General features: G+C 57.3%; 8 protein-coding genes and 5 rRNA genes. All 13 read right to left on the bottom strand.

What is annotated here, in order from left to right; genetic code table 11:
• Nucleotides 1-40 precede the first annotated feature (40 nt).
• Nucleotides 41-2,554: an ATP-dependent Clp protease ATP-binding subunit gene (locus JQN66_RS00550; RefSeq protein WP_188949849.1), complete on the bottom strand. Its 2,514-nt coding sequence runs from the start codon at nucleotides 2,552-2,554 to the stop codon at nucleotides 41-43.
• A 264-nt stretch (nucleotides 2,555-2,818) separates the two neighbouring features.
• Nucleotides 2,819-3,139 (bottom strand): histone-like nucleoid-structuring protein Lsr2, encoded by a 321-nt coding sequence (locus JQN66_RS00545; RefSeq protein ID WP_047117705.1) that lies wholly within the window; start codon nucleotides 3,137-3,139, stop codon nucleotides 2,819-2,821.
• Nucleotides 3,140-3,275: 136 nt separating this feature from the next.
• Entirely contained in the window at nucleotides 3,276-3,443 is a 168-nt protein-coding gene (locus JQN66_RS00540; RefSeq protein WP_188949851.1) for a hypothetical protein, read from the bottom strand.
• Between the two features lie 5 nt (nucleotides 3,444-3,448).
• Entirely contained in the window at nucleotides 3,449-5,008 is a 1,560-nt protein-coding gene (gene lysS / locus JQN66_RS00535; RefSeq protein ID WP_420870942.1) for a lysine--tRNA ligase, read from the bottom strand.
• A 76-nt stretch (nucleotides 5,009-5,084) separates the two neighbouring features.
• The gene (locus JQN66_RS00530; protein WP_204676223.1) at nucleotides 5,085-7,058 is read right to left on the bottom strand and encodes a M13 family metallopeptidase; all 1,974 of its coding nucleotides are present in this window, start codon (nucleotides 7,056-7,058) and stop codon (nucleotides 5,085-5,087) included.
• A 206-nt stretch (nucleotides 7,059-7,264) separates the two neighbouring features.
• Nucleotides 7,265-8,005, bottom strand: a complete 741-nt coding sequence (locus JQN66_RS00525; protein WP_239464088.1) for an SDR family oxidoreductase — start codon at nucleotides 8,003-8,005, stop codon at nucleotides 7,265-7,267.
• Nucleotides 8,006-8,315: 310 nt separating this feature from the next.
• Nucleotides 8,316-8,432: ribosomal RNA gene (gene rrf, locus JQN66_RS00520) — 5S ribosomal RNA — on the bottom strand.
• Between the two features lie 144 nt (nucleotides 8,433-8,576).
• Nucleotides 8,577-11,715 (bottom strand): 23S ribosomal RNA (locus JQN66_RS00515).
• A 577-nt stretch (nucleotides 11,716-12,292) separates the two neighbouring features.
• Nucleotides 12,293-13,818 (bottom strand): 16S ribosomal RNA (locus JQN66_RS00510).
• Together the 16S, 23S and 5S rRNA genes form the textbook arrangement of a ribosomal RNA operon.
• 1,774 nt (nucleotides 13,819-15,592) lie before the next feature.
• Complete coding sequence (locus JQN66_RS00505) at nucleotides 15,593-16,789, bottom strand: type II toxin-antitoxin system HipA family toxin (protein ID WP_204676221.1); 1,197 nt, start codon at nucleotides 16,787-16,789, stop codon at nucleotides 15,593-15,595.
• Complete coding sequence (locus JQN66_RS00500; protein ID WP_204676220.1) at nucleotides 16,786-16,986, bottom strand: helix-turn-helix transcriptional regulator; 201 nt, start codon at nucleotides 16,984-16,986, stop codon at nucleotides 16,786-16,788. The genes JQN66_RS00505 and JQN66_RS00500 overlap by 4 nt, the downstream gene beginning before the upstream one ends.
• Nucleotides 16,987-17,505: 519 nt before the next feature.
• Nucleotides 17,506-17,622: ribosomal RNA gene (gene rrf, locus JQN66_RS00495) — 5S ribosomal RNA — on the bottom strand.
• A gap of 144 nt (nucleotides 17,623-17,766) precedes the next feature.
• Nucleotides 17,767-20,905, bottom strand: a 23S ribosomal RNA gene (locus JQN66_RS00490).
• Nucleotides 20,906-21,278 lie beyond the last annotated feature (373 nt).

Here is a 21,278-nt window from a genome sequence, read left to right as displayed (position 1 = left end):
TTCTCCAGGTCCGCGCCCCGCGGGTTGTTTCGTGCTTGGTCTAGCTTTCCAGCGCGGCCGGTGCCGGTTCGCCTTCAAGTTCGCCGGTGCCGCCTTCGGCGTGGAAGCTGAACTTCCGGTTCTCGCCTTCGCCTTCGACGTCCACGGTGATCTTCTGGCCGGTAACGATCTGGCCGAAGAGGATCTTCTCGGAAAGCTGGTCCTCGATGTCGCGCTGGATCGTGCGGCGCAGCGGGCGGGCGCCCATGGCCGGGTCGTAGCCGCGCTGTGCCAGCAGGCTGCGGGCCGCAGCGGTCAGCTCGATGGTCATGCCACGCTCGTCCAGGCGCTTGCGCAGACGGCCGATGAACAGGTCGACGATCTCTTCGATCTCTTCCTGGCTCAGCTGCGGGAAGACGACGATGTCGTCAACGCGGTTCAAGAACTCAGGGCGGAAATGCTGGCGCAGCTCCTCCTGGACCTTGGCCTGCATGCGCTCGTAGCCGGTTCGGGTATCGCCCGAAGCCTGGAAACCTGTCATGACGCCCTTGGAGATGTCACGGGTACCCAGGTTCGTGGTCATGATGATGATGGTGTTCTTGAAGTCCACCACGCGACCCTGCGAGTCGGTCAAACGGCCGTCTTCCAAGATCTGCAACAGCGAGTTGAACAGGTCCGCGTGGGCCTTCTCAACCTCGTCGAACAGCACCACGGAGAACGGACGGCGGCGGACCTTCTCGGTCAGCTGACCGCCCTCTTCGTAGCCGACGTAGCCTGGAGGGGCGCCGAACAGTCGGGAAACCGTATGCTTCTCCGAGTACTCGGACATGTCCAAGGTGATCAACGCGTCTTCCTCACCGAAGAGGAACTCCGCCAGCGCCTTGGCCAGCTCGGTTTTGCCCACGCCGGTCGGACCGGCGAAGATGAACGAGCCGCCCGGGCGGTTCGGATCCTTCAGGCCGGCACGGGTACGTCGGATCGCCTGGGAGATGGCCTTGATGGCCGAATCCTGGCCGATGACGCGCTTGTGCAGTTCATCTTCCATGTTCAGCAGGCGCGTGGACTCTTCCTCGGTCAGCTTCACTACCGGGATGCCGGTCGAGTTGGCCAGAACCTCGGCGACGAGCTCCTCGGTGACTTCGGAAATTTCGTCCAGGTCGCCGTTGCGCCAGGCCTTTTCCTTGTCGTTGCGGGCCTCGATGAGCTTGGACTCCTTGTCGCGCAGCGATGCCGCACCCTCGAAGTCCTGTGCGTCGATGGCCGCTTCCTTTTCGAGGCGGACGGTGGCAATTTCCTCGTCCATCTCCTTCAAGGCAGGAGGAGCTGTCATGCGCTGGATCCGCAGACGTGCGCCGGCCTCGTCGATCAGGTCGACTGCCTTGTCCGGAAGGAAGCGGTCCGAGATGTAGCGGTGTGCCAGCTGGGCGGCGGCCTGCAGCGCGCCGTCGGTGATGGTCACGCGGTGGTGCGCCTCGTAGCGGTCGCGCAGGCCACGCAGGATCTGCGTGGTCAGCTCAACGGAAGGCTCCTTGACCTGAATCGGCTGGAAGCGGCGCTCGAGGGCGGCATCCTTCTCGATGTTCTTGCGGTACTCGTCCAAGGTCGTGGCACCGATGGTCTGCAGCTCGCCGCGGGCCAGCATCGGCTTGAGGATCGAGGCTGCGTCGATGGCGCCTTCGGCGGCACCGGCACCGACCAGGGTGTGGATTTCGTCGATGAAGAGGATGATGTCACCGCGGGTGCGGATTTCCTTCAGGACCTTCTTCAGACGTTCCTCGAAGTCGCCGCGGTAGCGGGAGCCGGCCACCAGCGAACCGAGGTCAAGCGTGTACAGCTGCTTGTCCTTGATGGTCTCCGGGACGTCGCCTCGCACGATCGACTGGGCCAGGCCCTCGACGACCGCGGTCTTGCCGACACCCGGCTCGCCAATCAGGACCGGGTTGTTCTTGGTGCGACGGGACAGAACCTGCATGACGCGTTCCATCTCGTGCTCACGGCCGATGACCGGGTCCAGCTTGCCCTCGCGGGCAGCAGCGGTCAGGTTGCGGCCGAACTGGTCCAGCACGGCCGAGCCTGCCGGCACGCCTTCCTGCTGGCCGCCCGAGCTGACGCCGGCCGAGGCGGTTTCCTTGCCGCCCTGGTATCCGGAGAGCAGCTGGATGACCTGCTGGCGGACGCGACCGAGGTCGGCGCCGAGCTTGACCAGCACCTGGGCAGCGACGCCCTCGCCTTCGCGGATCAGGCCGAGCAGGATGTGCTCGGTCCCGATGTAGTTATGTCCCAGCTGCAGCGCTTCGCGCAGCGAGAGCTCCAAAACCTTCTTGGCGCGAGGAGTGAACGGGATGTGACCGGAAGGCGCCTGCTGGCCCTTGCCGATAATCTCCTGAACCTGCTCGCGGACGGCACCCAGCGAAATATTCAGCGACTCGAGCGCCTTGGCGGCCACCCCGTCGCCTTCGTGGATTAGACCGAGCAGCAGGTGCTCGGTGCCGATGTAGTTGTGGTTGAGCATGCGCGCCTCTTCCTGGGCGAGCACGACAACTCGGCGGGCACGGTCGGTAAATCTCTCAAACATCTTCGGCACACTCCTTGCTTACCAATAGTTCGATGCTACGCACCCTCGGCCAGCAATTCTCCCTTGTTCGCCACGGGGATAACCCGCACCGCTACTTCACGCTCGATTCAGTTCGAAGCGATTACCGAAAGTAGATAGAATTTCATTTATTTGTACACCAAGTAAATATCGAGAGAAATTATCTTCGGTTAGTGATTAAAACAGGAAGCCCGTACTTAAAAAGTACGGGCTTCCTAAAATAGAGGCTTATTCCCAGCGCTCGAATTACTTGGCGCGGTTGCGACCACCCTTGCGCATTGCCGCATTGTAGGCGTCGACAACATCGGCGTTAAGGCGCCCGCGGGCGTTTACCTTGATGTTGTTTTCCTTGGCCCAAGCACGAATTGCCGGGGCTTCACTTGCCGCGGTTTGCTTCGACGAGCGCGCTGCCTCAATATAAGGCTCCAGGGCCGCATGGAATTGCGCAGCGTGCTCATCGTTCAAATCGATCTCAAAATGCTGGCCGGCGATACTGAAGGCAATAGACTCTGTTGCCTCGCTGCCATCAATATCGTCAATCAGCGCAATTTGAACCTGACGTGCCATTTGAGAATTCCCTCCGGCTCTAATTTCGTTGAGTAGGGCTAGTAAGCGTTACTCCAATTTCGTAGCTCAAGTATAGACATTAATACGAAACATTCCGAATTAGAAGGTCAATTCACAAGGAATTATCAGGAATAGCTTATTCGAGAGTTGAACGAGTATCCGATTCGGTGCGGTTCTCAAATTGTGCATCGGCTTCTGATTCTGCCTGCCGCTCTTTGCGATCCGCATTGGTAAGTGCTTTCATTACGTACCAAAAAAGCAGGCCAAGCGCGATGCTGGGAACGAACGCCTCTACAAATGGCATGGTAATTACGCCTCCGGCTTGAGAAGTGGGAACAAAATGGTCTCGCGAATACCTACATCGGTAAACAGCATGACCAGACGGTCGATGCCCAGGCCGATGCCTCCCATTGGAGGGGCGCCGTATTCCAGTGCACGCAGGAAGTCCTCATCCAGCTGCATGGCTTCCGGGTCTCCGCCGGCTGCCATGAGCGACTGCTCGGTCAGGCGCTCGCGCTGGATGACCGGGTCGATCAGCTCGGAAAACGCGGTGCCGCGCTCCATGCCTCCGATGATCAGGTCCCAGGCTTCGATGACACCTGGCTTGGAGCGGTGCGGGCGTGCCAGCGGCTGGGCCAGCGGCGGGTAGTCGCAGACGAAGGTGGGGTCGATCAGGGTCGGTTCAACGATCTCCCCGAACAGCTCGATGACCAGCTTCTGGGCGCCCCAGGCCGGGTCGAACTTCACCTCGTGCTTCTGCGCGATTTCGCGGAGCACCGAGGCCTCGGTTTCCGGGGTGATCTCCACGCCGACGGCTTCGGAAAGACCCGGGTAGACGCTCAGCCAGCGCCATTCGCCATCGAGGTTGATGGTGCCCTTGGCGGTCTCGATGGTACGGCCGGCGCCGATGGCATCCGCCGCGTTCAAGATGATCTCCTTGATGCGGTCCGCCATGACGTACTGGTCTGCGTAGGCCTCGTAGCATTCGAGGGTGGTGAACTCCGGCGAGTGGGTCGAGTCGACGCCCTCGTTGCGGAAGATGCGTCCCACTTCGAAGACGCGGTCCACTCCGCCCACGACGCAGCGCTTGAGGTACAGCTCGGTGGCGATGCGCAGGGTCATTTCCTGGTCGAACGCGTTCAGGTGGGTCTTGAACGGGCGAGCAGAGGCGCCGCCGTGCACCAGCTGCAGCATCGGAGTTTCAACCTCGACGTAGTCGCGGTTCTCCAGGGTGTTGCGCACCGCGCGGACAATGGCGGCCCGCTTGTAGACCATCTCGCGGGCTTCGTTGCGCACGATCAGGTCGGCGTAGCGCTGGCGGACGCGGGTTTCCTCGTTCAGGTCGGCGTGCAGCACCGGAAGCGGGCGCAGCGCCTTGGACGCCATCTGGAAGGAGTCGGCCATGATGGACAGCTCGCCGCGGCGCGAGGAGATGACCTTGCCGGAAACGAAAACGTGGTCGCCCAGGTCGACGAGCGACTTCCACTGGGCAAGGCGCTCTTCGCCGACATTCGCCATCGAGAGCATGACCTGCAGCCGGACTCCGACGCCCTGCGGTCCACCCTCCTGGAGGGTGGCGAAGCACAGCTTGCCGGTGTTGCGCATGAAGACGATGCGCCCGGCAATGCCGACGATGTCCTCGGTCTCTTCGCCCGCTTCCAGATGCGCGTACTTTTCGCGCACCTCCTGCAGGGAATGGGTGCGGGCAACGCCAACGGGGTAGGCTTCCTCACCAAGCGCCTGCAGCTGGTTGCGCTTATCGGTGCGGACCTGACGCTGGTCGTTCGGATCAGGGGCCTGTGCGGAATTATTTTCGGAAGTCACAATATCCCATTCTACGTGTGATTCCGGGGCTGTTGGCCTGATCATGACCAGACTTACACCCCGCACCCCGGTTAACCAGCCGGGGCGCGGAAGGCCTGTGCCTTCCGCGCCCCGAATCGGTCTACCAGATCACTACGCGCTCTTCCGGGTCGAGCCACATGCCGTCCCCCGGCTTGGTCCCGAAGGCCTTGTGGAATGCGTCCAGGTTCTTCGGCACCTGGTTGCAGCGGAACTCCCCGGGAGCATGCGGATCGGTGGTCACGCGGATGATCGCGGTCTCCGGGCGGATCAGCGTGCGCCAGCACTCGGCCCACGAGTAGAAGAAGCGCTGGTCGCCGGTGACTCCGTCGATGACTTCGTCCTCGACAATGCCGTTGGCCGCGAGCTCGAGCTTGTAGGCCTTGTAGGCGATGCCCAGGCCGCCCAGGTCGCCGATGTTCTCTCCCAGCGTCAGCGCGCCGTTGACCTGGTGGTCCGGCGCTTCGGTCGGGCTCAGCGCGTTGTACTGCTCGACCAGCTTGCCGGTCAGTTTCTCGAAGGCTTCGCGGTCGGCATCGGTCCACCAGTTGGTCAGCTGGCCGCTGCCGTCGTACTGCGAGCCCTGGTCGTCGAAGCCGTGCCCGATCTCGTGGCCGATCACCGCGCCGATGGCGCCGAAGTTGGAGGCGATGTCGCGGTCCACGTCGAAGAACGGCAGGCGCAGGATCGCGGCCGGGAAGGCGATCTCGTTGAGCAGCGGGTGGTAGTAGGCGTTGACGGTCTGCGGGTACATGAACCACAGTTCGCGGTCCACCCCGTCATCGATCTTCTTCAGCTCGCGCCTGAACTCGAACTCGTTGGCGGCCGCGCGGTTGGTGATCACGTCCAGCTCGTCGGTTTCGATCGAGGAGTAGTCGATCCACTGGTCCGGGTAGCCGATCTTCGGGCGGAACTTGGAAAGCTTGTCCAGCGCCTTCTGCACGGTGTCTGCGCCCATCCACGGCAGGTTGCTGATGGAGATGCGGTAGGCCTCGATCAGGCGCTGCACCAGCGCGTCCATGGCGGTCTTGGCCTCCGGAGGGAAGTTCCCGGCCACGTAGAGCTGGCCCAGGTCCTCGCCGACGGCGCCCTCGGTGAAGGCCACCCCGCGCTTCCAGCGGTCCTTGAGCTTCTCCACGCCGCCGAGCTTGGCCGAGTAGAAGGAGAAGTTCTCGTTCACGAAGGCGCTGGACAGGTATGGCGCGAACGAGCGCAGCACCTGCACGGTCAGCCAGTTCTTCCAGGCTTCCAGCGGATGCTCTTCCAGCAGCCCGGAGAGCGCCTCGATATAGCTCGGCTGCCAGACCACCACCTCGCTGAAATACTTCTCTTCGATGCCGGCGCCGCCCAGCCAGCTACGCAGGCCCGGCATGAGACCGAATAGCTCCGCACCGGGCAGCAGGTTGTAGCGGGCCTGGGCATCGCGCACCTTGACCCGGTCCCAATGGTGGGAGGCGATAGCGGTCTCCAGCTGCACCACTGAGGCCGCGGCGGCTTCGGCGTCCTCGATGCCGCCCAGGCCGAGCAGGCGCGCCAGGTGCCCGCGGTAGTCCTCGACGGTCTGCGCGAACTGCTCTTCGCGGTAGTAGGATTCGTCCGGCAGGCCAAGTCCCGCCTGCAGGAAGGTCAGCAGGTTGCGGTCCGGGTCTCCGGCGTCGCTCATCGCGCCGATGTCGACGAAGCCGCTGATGCCCTTGCGGTAGAAGGAGCCGGAGAGCTCGAGCAGCCCCTGGACGTCCTGGACCTTTGCGATGGATTCCAGGTAGCTGGCCACCGGATCCGCGCCGCGTTCCTCGATGACCTCCTCGTTCATGAAAGAGCCGTAGAGGTGGGCGATCCGCCGGGTGGCGGCGTCGATCGGCGCGCCGGAGGCGTGCGCCGCGACCGCGTCTTCGATGATCGCGTGCACAGCTGCTTCGGCCTCATCGCGCAGTTCCATGAAGGAGCCGTAAATGCCCTGGTCGCTGGGGATGGTCGCGGTCTCGAACCATTTGCCGTTGCTATGGCGGTACAGGTCGTCTTGCGGGCGAATGGCGTCGTCACGGTACTTCAGGACATCAGGCAATTCGGTAGTCAAGGAGCTGCTCCTTCGTAGAAGTTCGGGCTAAATCTATTACACACTGTAGCCAGTTCTTCCGGAATAGGATCAGTCTCTGGAAGTCATCCACCCACGGCTTAAATGCCTGCTGCCCCGAGCACCAGGGTGTTCGGGGCAGCAGCTACATCAGAAACCTTGCAGGCTGGAACGCTTCGCCGCCATCAGCAGGCTCCTCGTGCCTGGCTTCAGCTCCAGATATCGTCGCCGCGCAGCGAGGCATCAGCGCCGCCGTCGATGTAGATGGTCTGGCCGGTTACGTGGGTGTTTTCCTCGCTGGTCAACCAGAGCAGCAGCTTGGCGATGACTATCGCTTCCGAGTGGTAGTTCAGAGGCATCGGAACGTGGGCGTCAACGCCGGCACGGCCTTCTGCGGTCGAGAGCATCTCGCGGGTCATGTTGGTGATCACGGTGCCTGGTGCAACGGCGTTCAGCGGGATGCCGGCGCCTGCCCATGCAGGGGTGATGCATTCGCGGCGGACCCAGCGGCTCAGGGCGCGCTTGGACGAAGGATAGTTCAGGTAGCCGGTCTTCGGGCCCTGCTCTTCCAAGGACTTGCCGATGGCCAGGGCGGCCTCTTCGTCTCCCGACAGCAAGGCGTCGACAAGCTCGACCGAGTTTGGCTGCAGCGATGCCATCGACGACACCACGGCTACTCGTGGGGCCTCGGACTGCGACAGTGCAGGCAGCAGTCCCTCGAGGTACTGGGTAACGCCGAAGAAGTTGACCGCAACGGTCAGCGCCTTGGGAGCAGAAATACCCGCAGCTGCGATCACTGCATCAATCTTGCCTTCACTCAAGCGCAGGGTCTCTTCGATCGCTGCCTTGCGGCCTTCAGTGGTGGAGAGATCCGCGGTGATTTCCGCACCGCGTAGGTCCACGCCGATGACTTTCTGGCCGCGTTCGCGCAGAAGTTCTGCGGTTGCCATGCCGATTCCGGATCCTGCTCCAGTTACGATGTAAGTTCTCAAAACCTGAGTCCTCGATTCATCTCGATGTCTGTCGCTGAACCGCAGAAGTGAGTTCGCGGTGAGCGCTTAAAAACAGACTAGCGACAAAAAGGCGTTTAGCAGGAAATCGGTCTTGGTCCGGAACTCCATTGTCTAAGTCAATTATCAGCATGAACCAGCATGGAATTGAGCTTTTAAATGGCGAAGGCCCCGACACACTGTGCCAGGGCCTCCCCGTTAACCACGTGCGGCCCCGGACCAAGTCCAGGACCACACATCTTCAAGTTAAGTCCGGCGGTGACCTACTCTCCCACACCCTCACGAGTGCAGTACCATCGGCGCAATGGGCCTTAGCTTCCGGGTTCGGTATGGGACCGGGCGTTTCCCCCACGCTATGACCGCCGTAACAATCACGAAGCACACAAACCACCAGGTGATCCAGCACTCGTCCTGCAAAAAAACTTCTTCAGGTTCGAGGTTGTTGTCTCGTAACCGCATAGTGAACGCGAACAGCAAAAAAATGAATTTTGTCGACACACCATCTTATAGTGTGTTGTAAGTCATCGGCCTATTAGTACAGGTCAGCTACACAAGTCTTTGGTCCTTGCTTCCACATCCTGCCTATCAACCCAGTAATCTAGCTGGGGGCCTCACCCACACAAGGTGGATGGAAATCTCATCTCGAAGCAGGCTTCCCGCTTAGATGCTTTCAGCGGTTATCCCTTCCAAACGTAGCTAATCAGCGATGCACTTGGCAGTACAACTGACACACCAGAGGTTCGTCCGTCCCGGTCCTCTCGTACTAAGGACAGCCCTTCTCAAATTTCCAACGCGCGCAGCGGATAGGGACCGAACTGTCTCACGACGTTCTAAACCCAGCTCGCGTACCGCTTTAATGGGCGAACAGCCCAACCCTTGGGACCTACTCCAGCCCCAGGATGCGACGAGCCGACATCGAGGTGCCAAACCATGCCGTCGATATGGACTCTTGGGCAAGATCAGCCTGTTATCCCCGAGGTACCTTTTATCCGTTGAGCGACGGCCCTTCCACGAGGTGCCGCCGGATCACTAGTCCCGACTTTCGTCCCTGCTCGAGCTGTCACTCTCACAGTCAAGCTCCCTTGTGCACTTACACTCAACACCTGATTGCCAACCAGGCTGAGGGAACCTTTGGGCGCCTCCGTTACATTTTAGGAGGCAACCGCCCCAGTTAAACTACCCATCAGGCACTGTCCCTGAACCAGATCATGGTCCGAAGTTAGGTGACCGGTACAGCCAGAGTGGTATTTCAACGATGACTCCACCCGAACTAGCGTCCGAGCTTCACAGTCTCCCACCTATCCTACACAAGCTGCACCGAACACCAATACCAAACTATAGTAAAGGTCTCGGGGTCTTTCCGTCCTGCTGCGCGTAACGAGCATCTTTACTCGTACTGCAATTTCGCCGAGTTCATGGTTGAGACAGCGGGGAAGTCGTTACTCCATTCGTGCAGGTCGGAACTTACCCGACAAGGAATTTCGCTACCTTAGGATGGTTATAGTTACCACCGCCGTTTACTGGGGCTTAAATTCTCAGCTTCGCACACAAGTGTGCTAACCGGTCCTCTTAACCTTCCAGCACCGGGCAGGAGTCAGTCCGTATACATCGTCTTGCGACTTCGCACGGACCTGTGTTTTTAGTAAACAGTCGCTTCCCCCTGGTCTCTGCGGCCCACACCCGCCTCCAAGGAGTCAATCCTCTTCACGGGGCAGGCCCCCCTTCTTCCGAAGTTACGGGGGCATTTTGCCGAGTTCCTTAACCATGATTCTCTCGATCGCCTTAGTATTCTCTACCTGATCACCTGTGTCGGTTTAGGGTACGGGCGGACTGGGACCTCGCGCCGATGCTTTTCTAGGCAGCATAGGATCACCGAATCACCCCACAAACGGGGCGCCTATCAGGTCTCAGAAACAATGAACAGCGGATTTGCCTACCGTTCTTCCTACACCCTTGGACCAGGTCAATTCCATTGCCTGGCTCGGCTACCTTCCTGCGTCACACCTGTTAATACGCTGACCTCACAACATCGGTTCCCACCACATCACACAGCCAACACCCCGAAGGGCGCAACAGCCATGATCCATCATGGTTAGCATCCATCGCTCAGTATGGGCGGTCCTTCGCCGGTACGGGAATATCAACCCGTTATCCATCGACTACGCCTGTCGGCCTCGCCTTAGGTCCCGACTAACCCAGGGCAGATTAGCTTGACCCTGGAACCCTTGATCATTCGGCGGACGGGTTTCTCACCCGTCATTCGCTACTCATGCCTGCATTCTCACTCGTGTGGCCTCCACCGCTGGTTTACACCGCGACTTCACCGTCCACACGACGCTCCCCTACCCATCCAAACACCCAACCCGAAGGCCAGATAAACATTTGAATGACGCAACTTCGGCGGTGTGCTTGAGCCCCGCTACATTATCGGCGCGGAATCACTTGACCAGTGAGCTATTACGCACTCTTTCAAGGGTGGCTGCTTCTAAGCCAACCTCCTGGTTGTCACAGCAACTCCACATCCTTTCCCACTTAGCACACGCTTAGGGGCCTTAGTTGGCGTTCTGGGCTGTTTCCCTCTCGACTATGAAGCTTATCCCCCACAGTCTCACTGCTGCGCTCTCACTTACCGGCATTCGGAGTTTGGCTAAGGTCAGTAACCTTGTAGGGCCCATCGCCTATCCAGTAGCTCTACCTCCAGCAAGAAACACGCAACGCTGCACCTAAATGCATTTCGGGGAGAACCAGCTATCACGAAGTTTGATTGGCCTTTCACCCCTACCCACAGCTCATCCCCTCCATTTTCAACTGAAGTGGGTTCGGTCCTCCACGCGCTCTTACACACGCTTCAACCTGGCCATGGGTAGATCACTTCGCTTCGGGTCTAGATCACGCCACTCACTCGCCCTATTCAGACTCGCTTTCGCTACGGCTTCCCCCCACGGGTTAACCTCGCGACGTAACACTAACTCGCAGGCTCATTCTTCAAAAGGCACGCCATCACCACACACAAGGCATGGCTCTAACGGATTGTAAGCGCACGGTTTCAGGTACTATTTCACTCCCCTCCCGGGGTACTTTTCACCATTCCCTCACGGTACTGATTCACTATCGGTCATCAAGTAGTATTCAGGCTTACCAGGTGGTCCTGGCAGATTCACACAAGGTTTCACGGGCCCCGTGCTACTCGGGTATCCACACAAAGAACGGCAGACACGCATTACACCTACGGGACTATCACCCTCTCTGGTCCGGCATTCCAACCGATTCACCTATACGCCTGCACCTCATCCCACCAGCGTAGATAGAACTGGTACATGTGGACCCCACAACCCCGATGATGCAACGCCTATCCGCTATCACACACCAACCGGTTTAGCCCCATCCGCGTTCGCTCGCCACTACTAACGGAATCACTATTGTTTTCTCTTCCTGCGGGTACTGAGATGTTTCACTTCCCCGCGTTCCCTCCACACAGCCTATACATTCAGCTGCAGGTCACACCACATAACATGGTGCGGGGTTTCCCCATTCGGAAATCCTGGTCTCAACGTCCGGTTATCGACTCCACCAGGCTTATCGCAGATTCCCACGTCCTTCATCGGCTCTTGATGCCAAGGCATCCACCGTGCGCCCTTAAAAACTTCAACACAAAACAAAGTTCTCAAAATTGAGCTATAAAACAATCAACAAAATCACTACAAACAAGACTCAAACACCACACACACCCAGGACAGGCACATGCAACTCATCTTGTCTGCAAGATGCTCGCGTTCACTATACAGTTCCCAAACAACAACCCCGCACCCCCACACAACACCCCCAACCAGCCAAAAGACCAGCCACCAGGACACCATGCAGCAGACACAGGACAAACACCGAAACACCAAGCACCCAACCACCCCACCCCACAAGGAGCAAGACAGCCAGGAGGCTTGTTGCCTCAAAACCCAACAGTGCACCAAACATACCCATTCGCATCACACACCATGCGCGCCCTTCCAACACCACCAACCCCCAAAGGAGCCGGCACTGCGTACTAAACCACACACACCACACAACACAAACCATGCCAACACCCGAACCCCCGAAAACACCACCACCATGGCAGCCCTTTCGAAAACCCGTTTCCCGATGTTGAGTTCATTGACATTCCACCCTTGAGCAACCCACCCGAACCACACTCGGGTCCAGACATGGGCACCAAAAAAATGGTTAGCTCCTTAGAAAGGAGGTGATCCAGCCGCACCTTCCGGTACGGCTACCTTGTTACGACTTAGTCCCAATCGCCAGTCCCACCTTCGACGACTCCCCCCACACAAGGTGGTTAGGCCATCGGCTTCGGGTGTTACCAACTTTCGTGACTTGACGGGCGGTGTGTACAAGGCCCGGGAACGTATTCACCGCAGCGTTGCTGATCTGCGATTACTAGCGACTCCGACTTCATGGGGTCGAGTTGCAGACCCCAATCCGAACTGAGACCGGCTTTTAGGGATTAGCTCCACCTCACAGTATCGCAACCCATTGTACCGGCCATTGTAGCATGCGTGAAGCCCAAGACATAAGGGGCATGATGATTTGACGTCATCCCCACCTTCCTCCGAGTTGACCCCGGCAGTCTCCCATGAGTCCCCGGCATAACCCGCTGGCAACATGGAACGAGGGTTGCGCTCGTTGCGGGACTTAACCCAACATCTCACGACACGAGCTGACGACAACCATGCACCACCTGTGAACCAGCCCCGAAGGGAAACCCCATCTCTGAGGCGGTCTGGAACATGTCAAGCCTTGGTAAGGTTCTTCGCGTTGCATCGAATTAATCCGCATGCTCCGCCGCTTGTGCGGGCCCCCGTCAATTCCTTTGAGTTTTAGCCTTGCGGCCGTACTCCCCAGGCGGGGCACTTAATGCGTTAGCTACGGCGCGGAAAACGTGGAATGTCCCCCACACCTAGTGCCCAACGTTTACGGCATGGACTACCAGGGTATCTAATCCTGTTCGCTCCCCATGCTTTCGCTCCTCAGCGTCAGTAAATGCCCAGAGACCTGCCTTCGCCATCGGTGTTCCTCCTGATATCTGCGCATTTCACCGCTACACCAGGAATTCCAGTCTCCCCTACATCACTCTAGTCTGCCCGTACCCACCGCAGATCCGAGGTTGAGCCTCGGACTTTCACGGCAGACGCGACAAACCGCCTACGAGCTCTTTACGCCCAATAAATCCGGATAACGCTTGCGCCCTACGTATTACCGCGGCTGCTGGCACGTAGTTAGCCGGCGCTTCTTCTGCAGGTACCGTCACTCTCGCTTCTTCCCTACTGAAAGAGGTTTACAACCCGAAGGCCGTCATCCCTCACGCGGCGTCGCTGCATCAGGCTTGCGCCCATTGTGCAATATTCCCCACTGCTGCCTCCCGTAGGAGTCTGGGCCGTGTCTCAGTCCCAGTGTGGCCGGTCACCCTCTCAGGCCGGCTACCCGTCGTCGCCTTGGTGAGCCATTACCTCACCAACAAGCTGATAGGCCGCGAGTCCATCCCCAACCGATAAATCTTTCCACCACAAGACATGCGTCCCATGGTCATATCCGGTATTAGACCCAGTTTCCCGGGCTTATCCCAGAGTCAGGGGCAGGTTACTCACGTGTTACTCACCCGTTCGCCACTAATCCACCCAGCAAGCTGGGCTTCATCGTTCGACTTGCATGTGTTAAGCACGCCGCCAGCGTTCATCCTGAGCCAGGATCAAACTCTCCATAAAAAACAAAAAGCCACCACAACCCCACCGGAAAAAGACGGGGCCACACGTGATGTATAAATCCTGGCGAATAAAAACACTTGGAACAACACACGGGGGTGCATCATCCCAAGCAAAATGTTTCGTATTCACCAAACAAAAAATAATTTGGTATCAACAAACTTGGCACACTATTGAGTTCTCAAACAACAAACACTTACCGGTTCTCCGCCACCCATTCAAGGAGGCGATATCGTCCAGCGTTATATTCATATTCTATAATCATTGAATTCTGAAAGTCAAATCGATTCTTTGTGATTCAAATCAGTATTCTTTGATTCCCATTCAATTCCAAGTTGTCCACACATGGTGTGGAAAACCTTGATTTTCCGGGGGTTTCGCCGCCTTGTTCCGGTTGGTTGTTGTTCCGTCCGGCTCGTGGCGACAAGGAAAAACTATACACGGGTTGGCGGGGCGGTGCAAATCGGAGGGGTGCTGCGCAGCGGTGAGCGTGACCACATAAAACGGAGCGCTTTCTGGATACCGCGGAACGTTCAGTTTTTGAAACCCATGGGCACCGGAAATAATAACGGGCTCCACCGGCTCTTGGGTTCAGATCTACATTGTGGACAGGATTCATACCTTGCGCCGGGCAATTCATGCTCGTGGAATCACCCTTCTGGAACTTGAGGAGTCTCGTCGCCGGCGCAGGCTTACAGGCTTCGCTCCCGTTCGCGTAGTTTTGAACTGGCGCCACTTATTCGAGAGCCCGCTAGGCAGAATAAGCCTACCGTCAGAATCCTTAGTTCCAACGGTTCTACTGGAGCAACATTCAACACCGCCTCAAAACTGGATCAGGCGATTCGCCAAGAGTACCGAAGTCTTCAGTCACGATGCTGCACACTCAACCCTTCTGCGTCTTGGCAACTTTGCCGATCCTATGATTGACCGATTCGCTTAGGGCCCCGGTTGTGTTGATTCCTGTGTTCTGACAGGCCGACAACCTCCGTGGCTGCCCACTCGTTACGAATGATCTGGTTACTTCGGTTTCAAATCGACGCCAAAGGACTCTCACGCCGCATGATCTGCCCCCATTACTACGGGGGACCCGAACGTTCTATCGAACCGCTTACGTCCACGGGGTCTCTGATAAGTAATGGTGCCGATCATGGCAGAAATCGTACGATGCCGGCCCGTGTACTCCTGCTGATCCGCTCTGCCCATAATGACGAAACACCCTAATGAACTTTTACTGCCTGTTCGGCACGAGTTCCACAGTTCAATGGCCAGCCAGGTCTCGTAACTGCCATAGGTAGATCTCCATGGCCCGCGCAAGGGAACAGACTGAAGATTTCCTCCACCGTCATGTGCAGATACGCTCAGCCGGCAAAGCAGCTATGCCCTTTGTTCATCCGCGATCTAGCAGCTTGACCATGATGCAGGTTTCGTCAGCCATGTATGGGCGGAAGTATGGACCGGCACGGTGAGGCCAATGCCAACGCATGCTGAACTTCCCGGCTAGGCATCACCGTGGCATTAGGAGCATGTGCCCTCCAGGCCAACAACAAGTGCGCTTGCTAACCACCGTTGACCACGGCGCGGTCATTTGGTTCCGCCGACGCCACTTGTCCAAGGAACGCCAGGGGAACGAGTAGCCGTCATTCACTCCAACCGCAGGGTCAACCATGATTCGCTGTACGTCCGCCCAGGGCTGCAAATTCGCTGGCGATTCAGTCCATAGGACAAGTACCGAGAAAACTTTTCCGAGGATCTCGCTGGACAAGGTACGAATATAGCTTCAGCTGACTTCCAGGCGTCGAAATCGCAGTTCTCTTTGCGTTCCGCGTAGCGGAGATCCGCTGAAAGGAAGCGCGCTCAGGTCGATATTGTTGACCGCTCTCAACGCTAGCTGGTTTGCGGAAGCCGCAGCTTTGTCAGTCAGGCCGAGTGTCCGCGCAAACTCTTCCCAGTGCTTACGGCGGAGGTTCTTTGTCTTGCCTGCCAGCGTAAGAGCCAATGTATCGTCCCCGTAGATCAAGGTGCACGGAATATCGTAAATTGGTGCAACCGAGAAGCGCCCGTCATGGTCGGCCAGCATGGATACGTTCTTTCCATGCAAGTCACCGTTACCGCTGAGCCATGCGAAAAGGAATTGAATGTATAGATTCCTCTTAGCAAGAAGTGGAGCGTGGCAATGCTGAGCCAGGGCTTCGCATACCGCTTCAGAGGATACCGAGTATTTCGCACTCGGTGGCAGATTCAGCACCTGCATGGCGTCTTCCAACGCCAGCTTCTTCGATCCAGGTGAACCCGCTCTGTTCAGCCTGTCGAATCGTTCAATAAGCAGTCCTTCGAGTTGACGCGCATCATGGACCAGCTGACTTTTCACAACAGGAAGTTTCAGAAGCCTCGCCGCGGAGAGATGAGCTGCTTCATTTGCAATGAGATGTGGATGATCGCGTGGATCCATTTTGAGCAGGTACGCAGTTCCTGCCAATGACATCGGCGTGGTGAGCATCGTGGCGCTAATCTTTTCCTGAACCCCAGGAATGGAATGCAGATCAAGTGATCTGGCCAGGGCAGTGAAGTCCAGTTCAGCTGGATCCAAAAACTCTGCGAGTGCCGGCGGCTGCGTCAGAGCCGTCCCGGAGGGAACCACGCTAACGTTACCCGGGGTATCCGCCCCCACAATCATGAGAAGTGTCAGTTCGTCTGACAGGCTCGTCTTACCGGCATTCTTCAGTACCGTGAGCCTGTGACCTTCAGGAAGCAACCCTGAGAAGAAGGAAGGGAGGGCGCCCCCTGCACCGATGTAAGGCCCTCCGAGTGTCGGCAACGACGAAGCAATGCTTGGTGCGCCCGAAGCCAAGTACGAGTCGGTATAGGAGAACACCACGCTCCCGTCTTGACGCCGAGTCAACTTCCCGGCAATTACATCCTCACGGTAGACATCCGCCTCTTGTATCTGTTTGAGATCCTGAAGTTCGTAGTTCACTTCTCCACCACGATCTTTATTCCCAATACAGACGCAGTTGAAACTACGGCGCTAAAAGATGGGTTGCCCTGCCCGCTTTCCATTGATCGCAGTGTTCGTTCAGAAATTCCAGCTAGGTCGGCAAGCTGTTCCTGGGTAAGGCCGTTCTCCTTACGCACTGATTGAATCACTGCGCCGATCTTCGACAATGAACTCATGAAAATCTCCAAACCGGCAGAATAACGCCGATAGTAGCAGTCCCACTCATCATAACCGCAATAACCCAACACTTCGGCAGAATCTTGCCGATTTTGTGTTGCTGAAGAGAGCAGCGCGAAGAGAACAGACTGACCGGCAAGTTACTACCGATGATAGACCCGCCATCCGCGTGGCCTCGACGCTATGGACCTCGGCATAGTCCAGCTCGATACCGAACACCAGAGAGAGCCAACTATGCGGCCAAATTCCGCTTAAACAGAAAAAGGGGGAGCCACGACTCCCCCACCCCCTCACGCCAGGCCACCATGCCGGCCAGCAGGCAATCCTGCCGAGAAAACACACCGCCGCCACCAGGCAGCCCTTTAAACAGGAAAAAAGGGGGAAGCCACCACTCCCCCACGCCACCCCAACACCAACCCCGGTTAAACAGCGAAAGCCCCGACACACAGTGCCGGAGCCTCCCCGTTAACCACGTGCGGCCCCAGACACAAGTCCAGGACCACACATCTTCAAGTTAAGTCCGGCGGTGACCTACTCTCCCACACCCTCACGAGTGCAGTACCATCGGCGCAATGGGCCTTAGCTTCCGGGTTCGGTATGGGACCGGGCGTTTCCCCCACGCTATGACCGCCGTAACAATCACGAAGCACACAAACCACCAGGTGATCCAGCACTCGTCCTGCAAAAAAACTTCTTCAGGTTCGAGGTTGTTGTCTCGTAACCGCATAGTGAACGCGAACAGCAAAAAAATGAATTTTGTCGACACACCATCTTATAGTGTGTTGTAAGTCATCGGCCTATTAGTACAGGTCAGCTACACAAGTCTTTGGTCCTTGCTTCCACATCCTGCCTATCAACCCAGTAATCTAGCTGGGGGCCTCACCCACACAAGGTGGATGGAAATCTCATCTCGAAGCAGGCTTCCCGCTTAGATGCTTTCAGCGGTTATCCCTTCCAAACGTAGCTAATCAGCGATGCACTTGGCAGTACAACTGACACACCAGAGGTTCGTCCGTCCCGGTCCTCTCGTACTAAGGACAGCCCTTCTCAAATTTCCAACGCGCGCAGCGGATAGGGACCGAACTGTCTCACGACGTTCTAAACCCAGCTCGCGTACCGCTTTAATGGGCGAACAGCCCAACCCTTGGGACCTACTCCAGCCCCAGGATGCGACGAGCCGACATCGAGGTGCCAAACCATGCCGTCGATATGGACTCTTGGGCAAGATCAGCCTGTTATCCCCGAGGTACCTTTTATCCGTTGAGCGACGGCCCTTCCACGAGGTGCCGCCGGATCACTAGTCCCGACTTTCGTCCCTGCTCGAGCTGTCACTCTCACAGTCAAGCTCCCTTGTGCACTTACACTCAACACCTGATTGCCAACCAGGCTGAGGGAACCTTTGGGCGCCTCCGTTACATTTTAGGAGGCAACCGCCCCAGTTAAACTACCCATCAGGCACTGTCCCTGAACCAGATCATGGTCCGAAGTTAGGTGACCGGTACAGCCAGAGTGGTATTTCAACGATGACTCCACCCGAACTAGCGTCCGAGCTTCACAGTCTCCCACCTATCCTACACAAGCTGCACCGAACACCAATACCAAACTATAGTAAAGGTCTCGGGGTCTTTCCGTCCTGCTGCGCGTAACGAGCATCTTTACTCGTACTGCAATTTCGCCGAGTTCATGGTTGAGACAGCGGGGAAGTCGTTACTCCATTCGTGCAGGTCGGAACTTACCCGACAAGGAATTTCGCTACCTTAGGATGGTTATAGTTACCACCGCCGTTTACTGGGGCTTAAATTCTCAGCTTCGCACACAAGTGTGCTAACCGGTCCTCTTAACCTTCCAGCACCGGGCAGGAGTCAGTCCGTATACATCGTCTTGCGACTTCGCACGGACCTGTGTTTTTAGTAAACAGTCGCTTCCCCCTGGTCTCTGCGGCCCACACCCGCCTCCAAGGAGTCAATCCTCTTCACGGGGCAGGCCCCCCTTCTTCCGAAGTTACGGGGGCATTTTGCCGAGTTCCTTAACCATGATTCTCTCGATCGCCTTAGTATTCTCTACCTGATCACCTGTGTCGGTTTAGGGTACGGGCGGACTGGGACCTCGCGCCGATGCTTTTCTAGGCAGCATAGGATCACCGAATCACCCCACAAACGGGGCGCCTATCAGGTCTCAGAAACAATGAACAGCGGATTTGCCTACCGTTCTTCCTACACCCTTGGACCAGGTCAATTCCATTGCCTGGCTCGGCTACCTTCCTGCGTCACACCTGTTAATACGCTGACCTCACAACATCGGTTCCCACCACATCACACAGCCAACACCCCGAAGGGCGCAACAGCCATGATCCATCATGGTTAGCATCCATCGCTCAGTATGGGCGGTCCTTCGCCGGTACGGGAATATCAACCCGTTATCCATCGACTACGCCTGTCGGCCTCGCCTTAGGTCCCGACTAACCCAGGGCAGATTAGCTTGACCCTGGAACCCTTGATCATTCGGCGGACGGGTTTCTCACCCGTCATTCGCTACTCATGCCTGCATTCTCACTCGTGTGGCCTCCACCGCTGGTTTACACCGCGACTTCACCGTCCACACGACGCTCCCCTACCCATCCAAACACCCAACCCGAAGGCCAGATAAACATTTGAATGACGCAACTTCGGCGGTGTGCTTGAGCCCCGCTACATTATCGGCGCGGAATCACTTGACCAGTGAGCTATTACGCACTCTTTCAAGGGTGGCTGCTTCTAAGCCAACCTCCTGGTTGTCACAGCAACTCCACATCCTTTCCCACTTAGCACACGCTTAGGGGCCTTAGTTGGCGTTCTGGGCTGTTTCCCTCTCGACTATGAAGCTTATCCCCCACAGTCTCACTGCTGCGCTCTCACTTACCGGCATTCGGAGTTTGGCTAAGGTCAGTAACCTTGTAGGGCCCATCGCCTATCCAGTAGCTCTACCTCCAGCAAGAAACACGCAACGCTGCACCTAAATGCATTTCGGGGAGAACCAGCTATCACGAAGTTTGATTGGCCTTTCACCCCTACCCACAGCTCATCCCCTCCATTTTCAACTGAAGTGGGTTCGGTCCTCCACGCGCTCTTACACACGCTTCAACCTGGCCATGGGTAGATCACTTCGCTTCGGGTCTAGATCACGCCACTCACTCGCCCTATTCAGACTCGCTTTCGCTACGGCTTCCCCCCACGGGTTAACCTCGCGACGTAACACTAACTCGCAGGCTCATTCTTCAAAAGGCACGCCATCACCACACACAAGGCATGGCTCTAACGGATTGTAAGCGCACGGTTTCAGGTACTATTTCACTCCCCTCCCGGGGTACTTTTCACCATTCCCTCACGGTACTGATTCACTATCGGTCATCAAGTAGTATTCAGGCTTACCAGGTGGTCCTGGCAGATTCACACAAGGTTTCACGGGCCCCGTGCTACTCGGGTATCCACACAAAGAACGGCAGACACGCATTACACCTACGGGACTATCACCCTCTCTGGTCCGGCATTCCAACCGATTCACCTATACGCCTGCACCTCATCCCACCAGCGTAGATAGAACTGGTACATGTGGACCCCACAACCCCGATGATGCAACGCCTATCCGCTATCACACACCAACCGGTTTAGCCCCATCCGCGTTCGCTCGCCACTACTAACGGAATCACTATTGTTTTCTCTTCCTGCGGGTACTGAGATGTTTCACTTCCCCGCGTTCCCTCCACACAGCCTATACATTCAGCTGCAGGTCACACCACATAACATGGTGCGGGGTTTCCCCATTCGGAAATCCTGGTCTCAACGTCCGGTTATCGACTCCACCAGGCTTATCGCAGATTCCCACGTCCTTCATCGGCTCTTGATGCCAAGGCATCCACCGTGCGCCCTTAAAAACTTCAACACAAAACAAAGTTCTCAAAATTGAGCTATAAAACAATCAACAAAATCACTACAAACAAGACTCAAACACCACACACACCCAGGACAGGCACATGCAACTCATCTTGTCTGCAAGATGCTCGCGTTCACTATACAGTTCCCAAACAACAACCCCGCACCCCCACACAACACCCCCAACCAGCCAAAAGACCAGCCACCAGGACACCATGCAGCAGACACAGGACAAACACCGAAACACCAAGCACCCAACCACCCCACCCCACAAGGAGCAAGACAGCCAGGAGGCTTGTTGCCTCAAAACCCAACAGTGCACCAAACATACCCATTCGCATCACACACCATGCGCGCCCTTCCAACACCACCAACCCCCAAAG

This window comes from Glutamicibacter protophormiae, assembly GCF_016894325.1.
Classification (GTDB): domain Bacteria; phylum Actinomycetota; class Actinomycetes; order Actinomycetales; family Micrococcaceae; genus Glutamicibacter; species Glutamicibacter protophormiae.
This window is presented reverse-complemented; position numbering and strand designations above follow the sequence as displayed.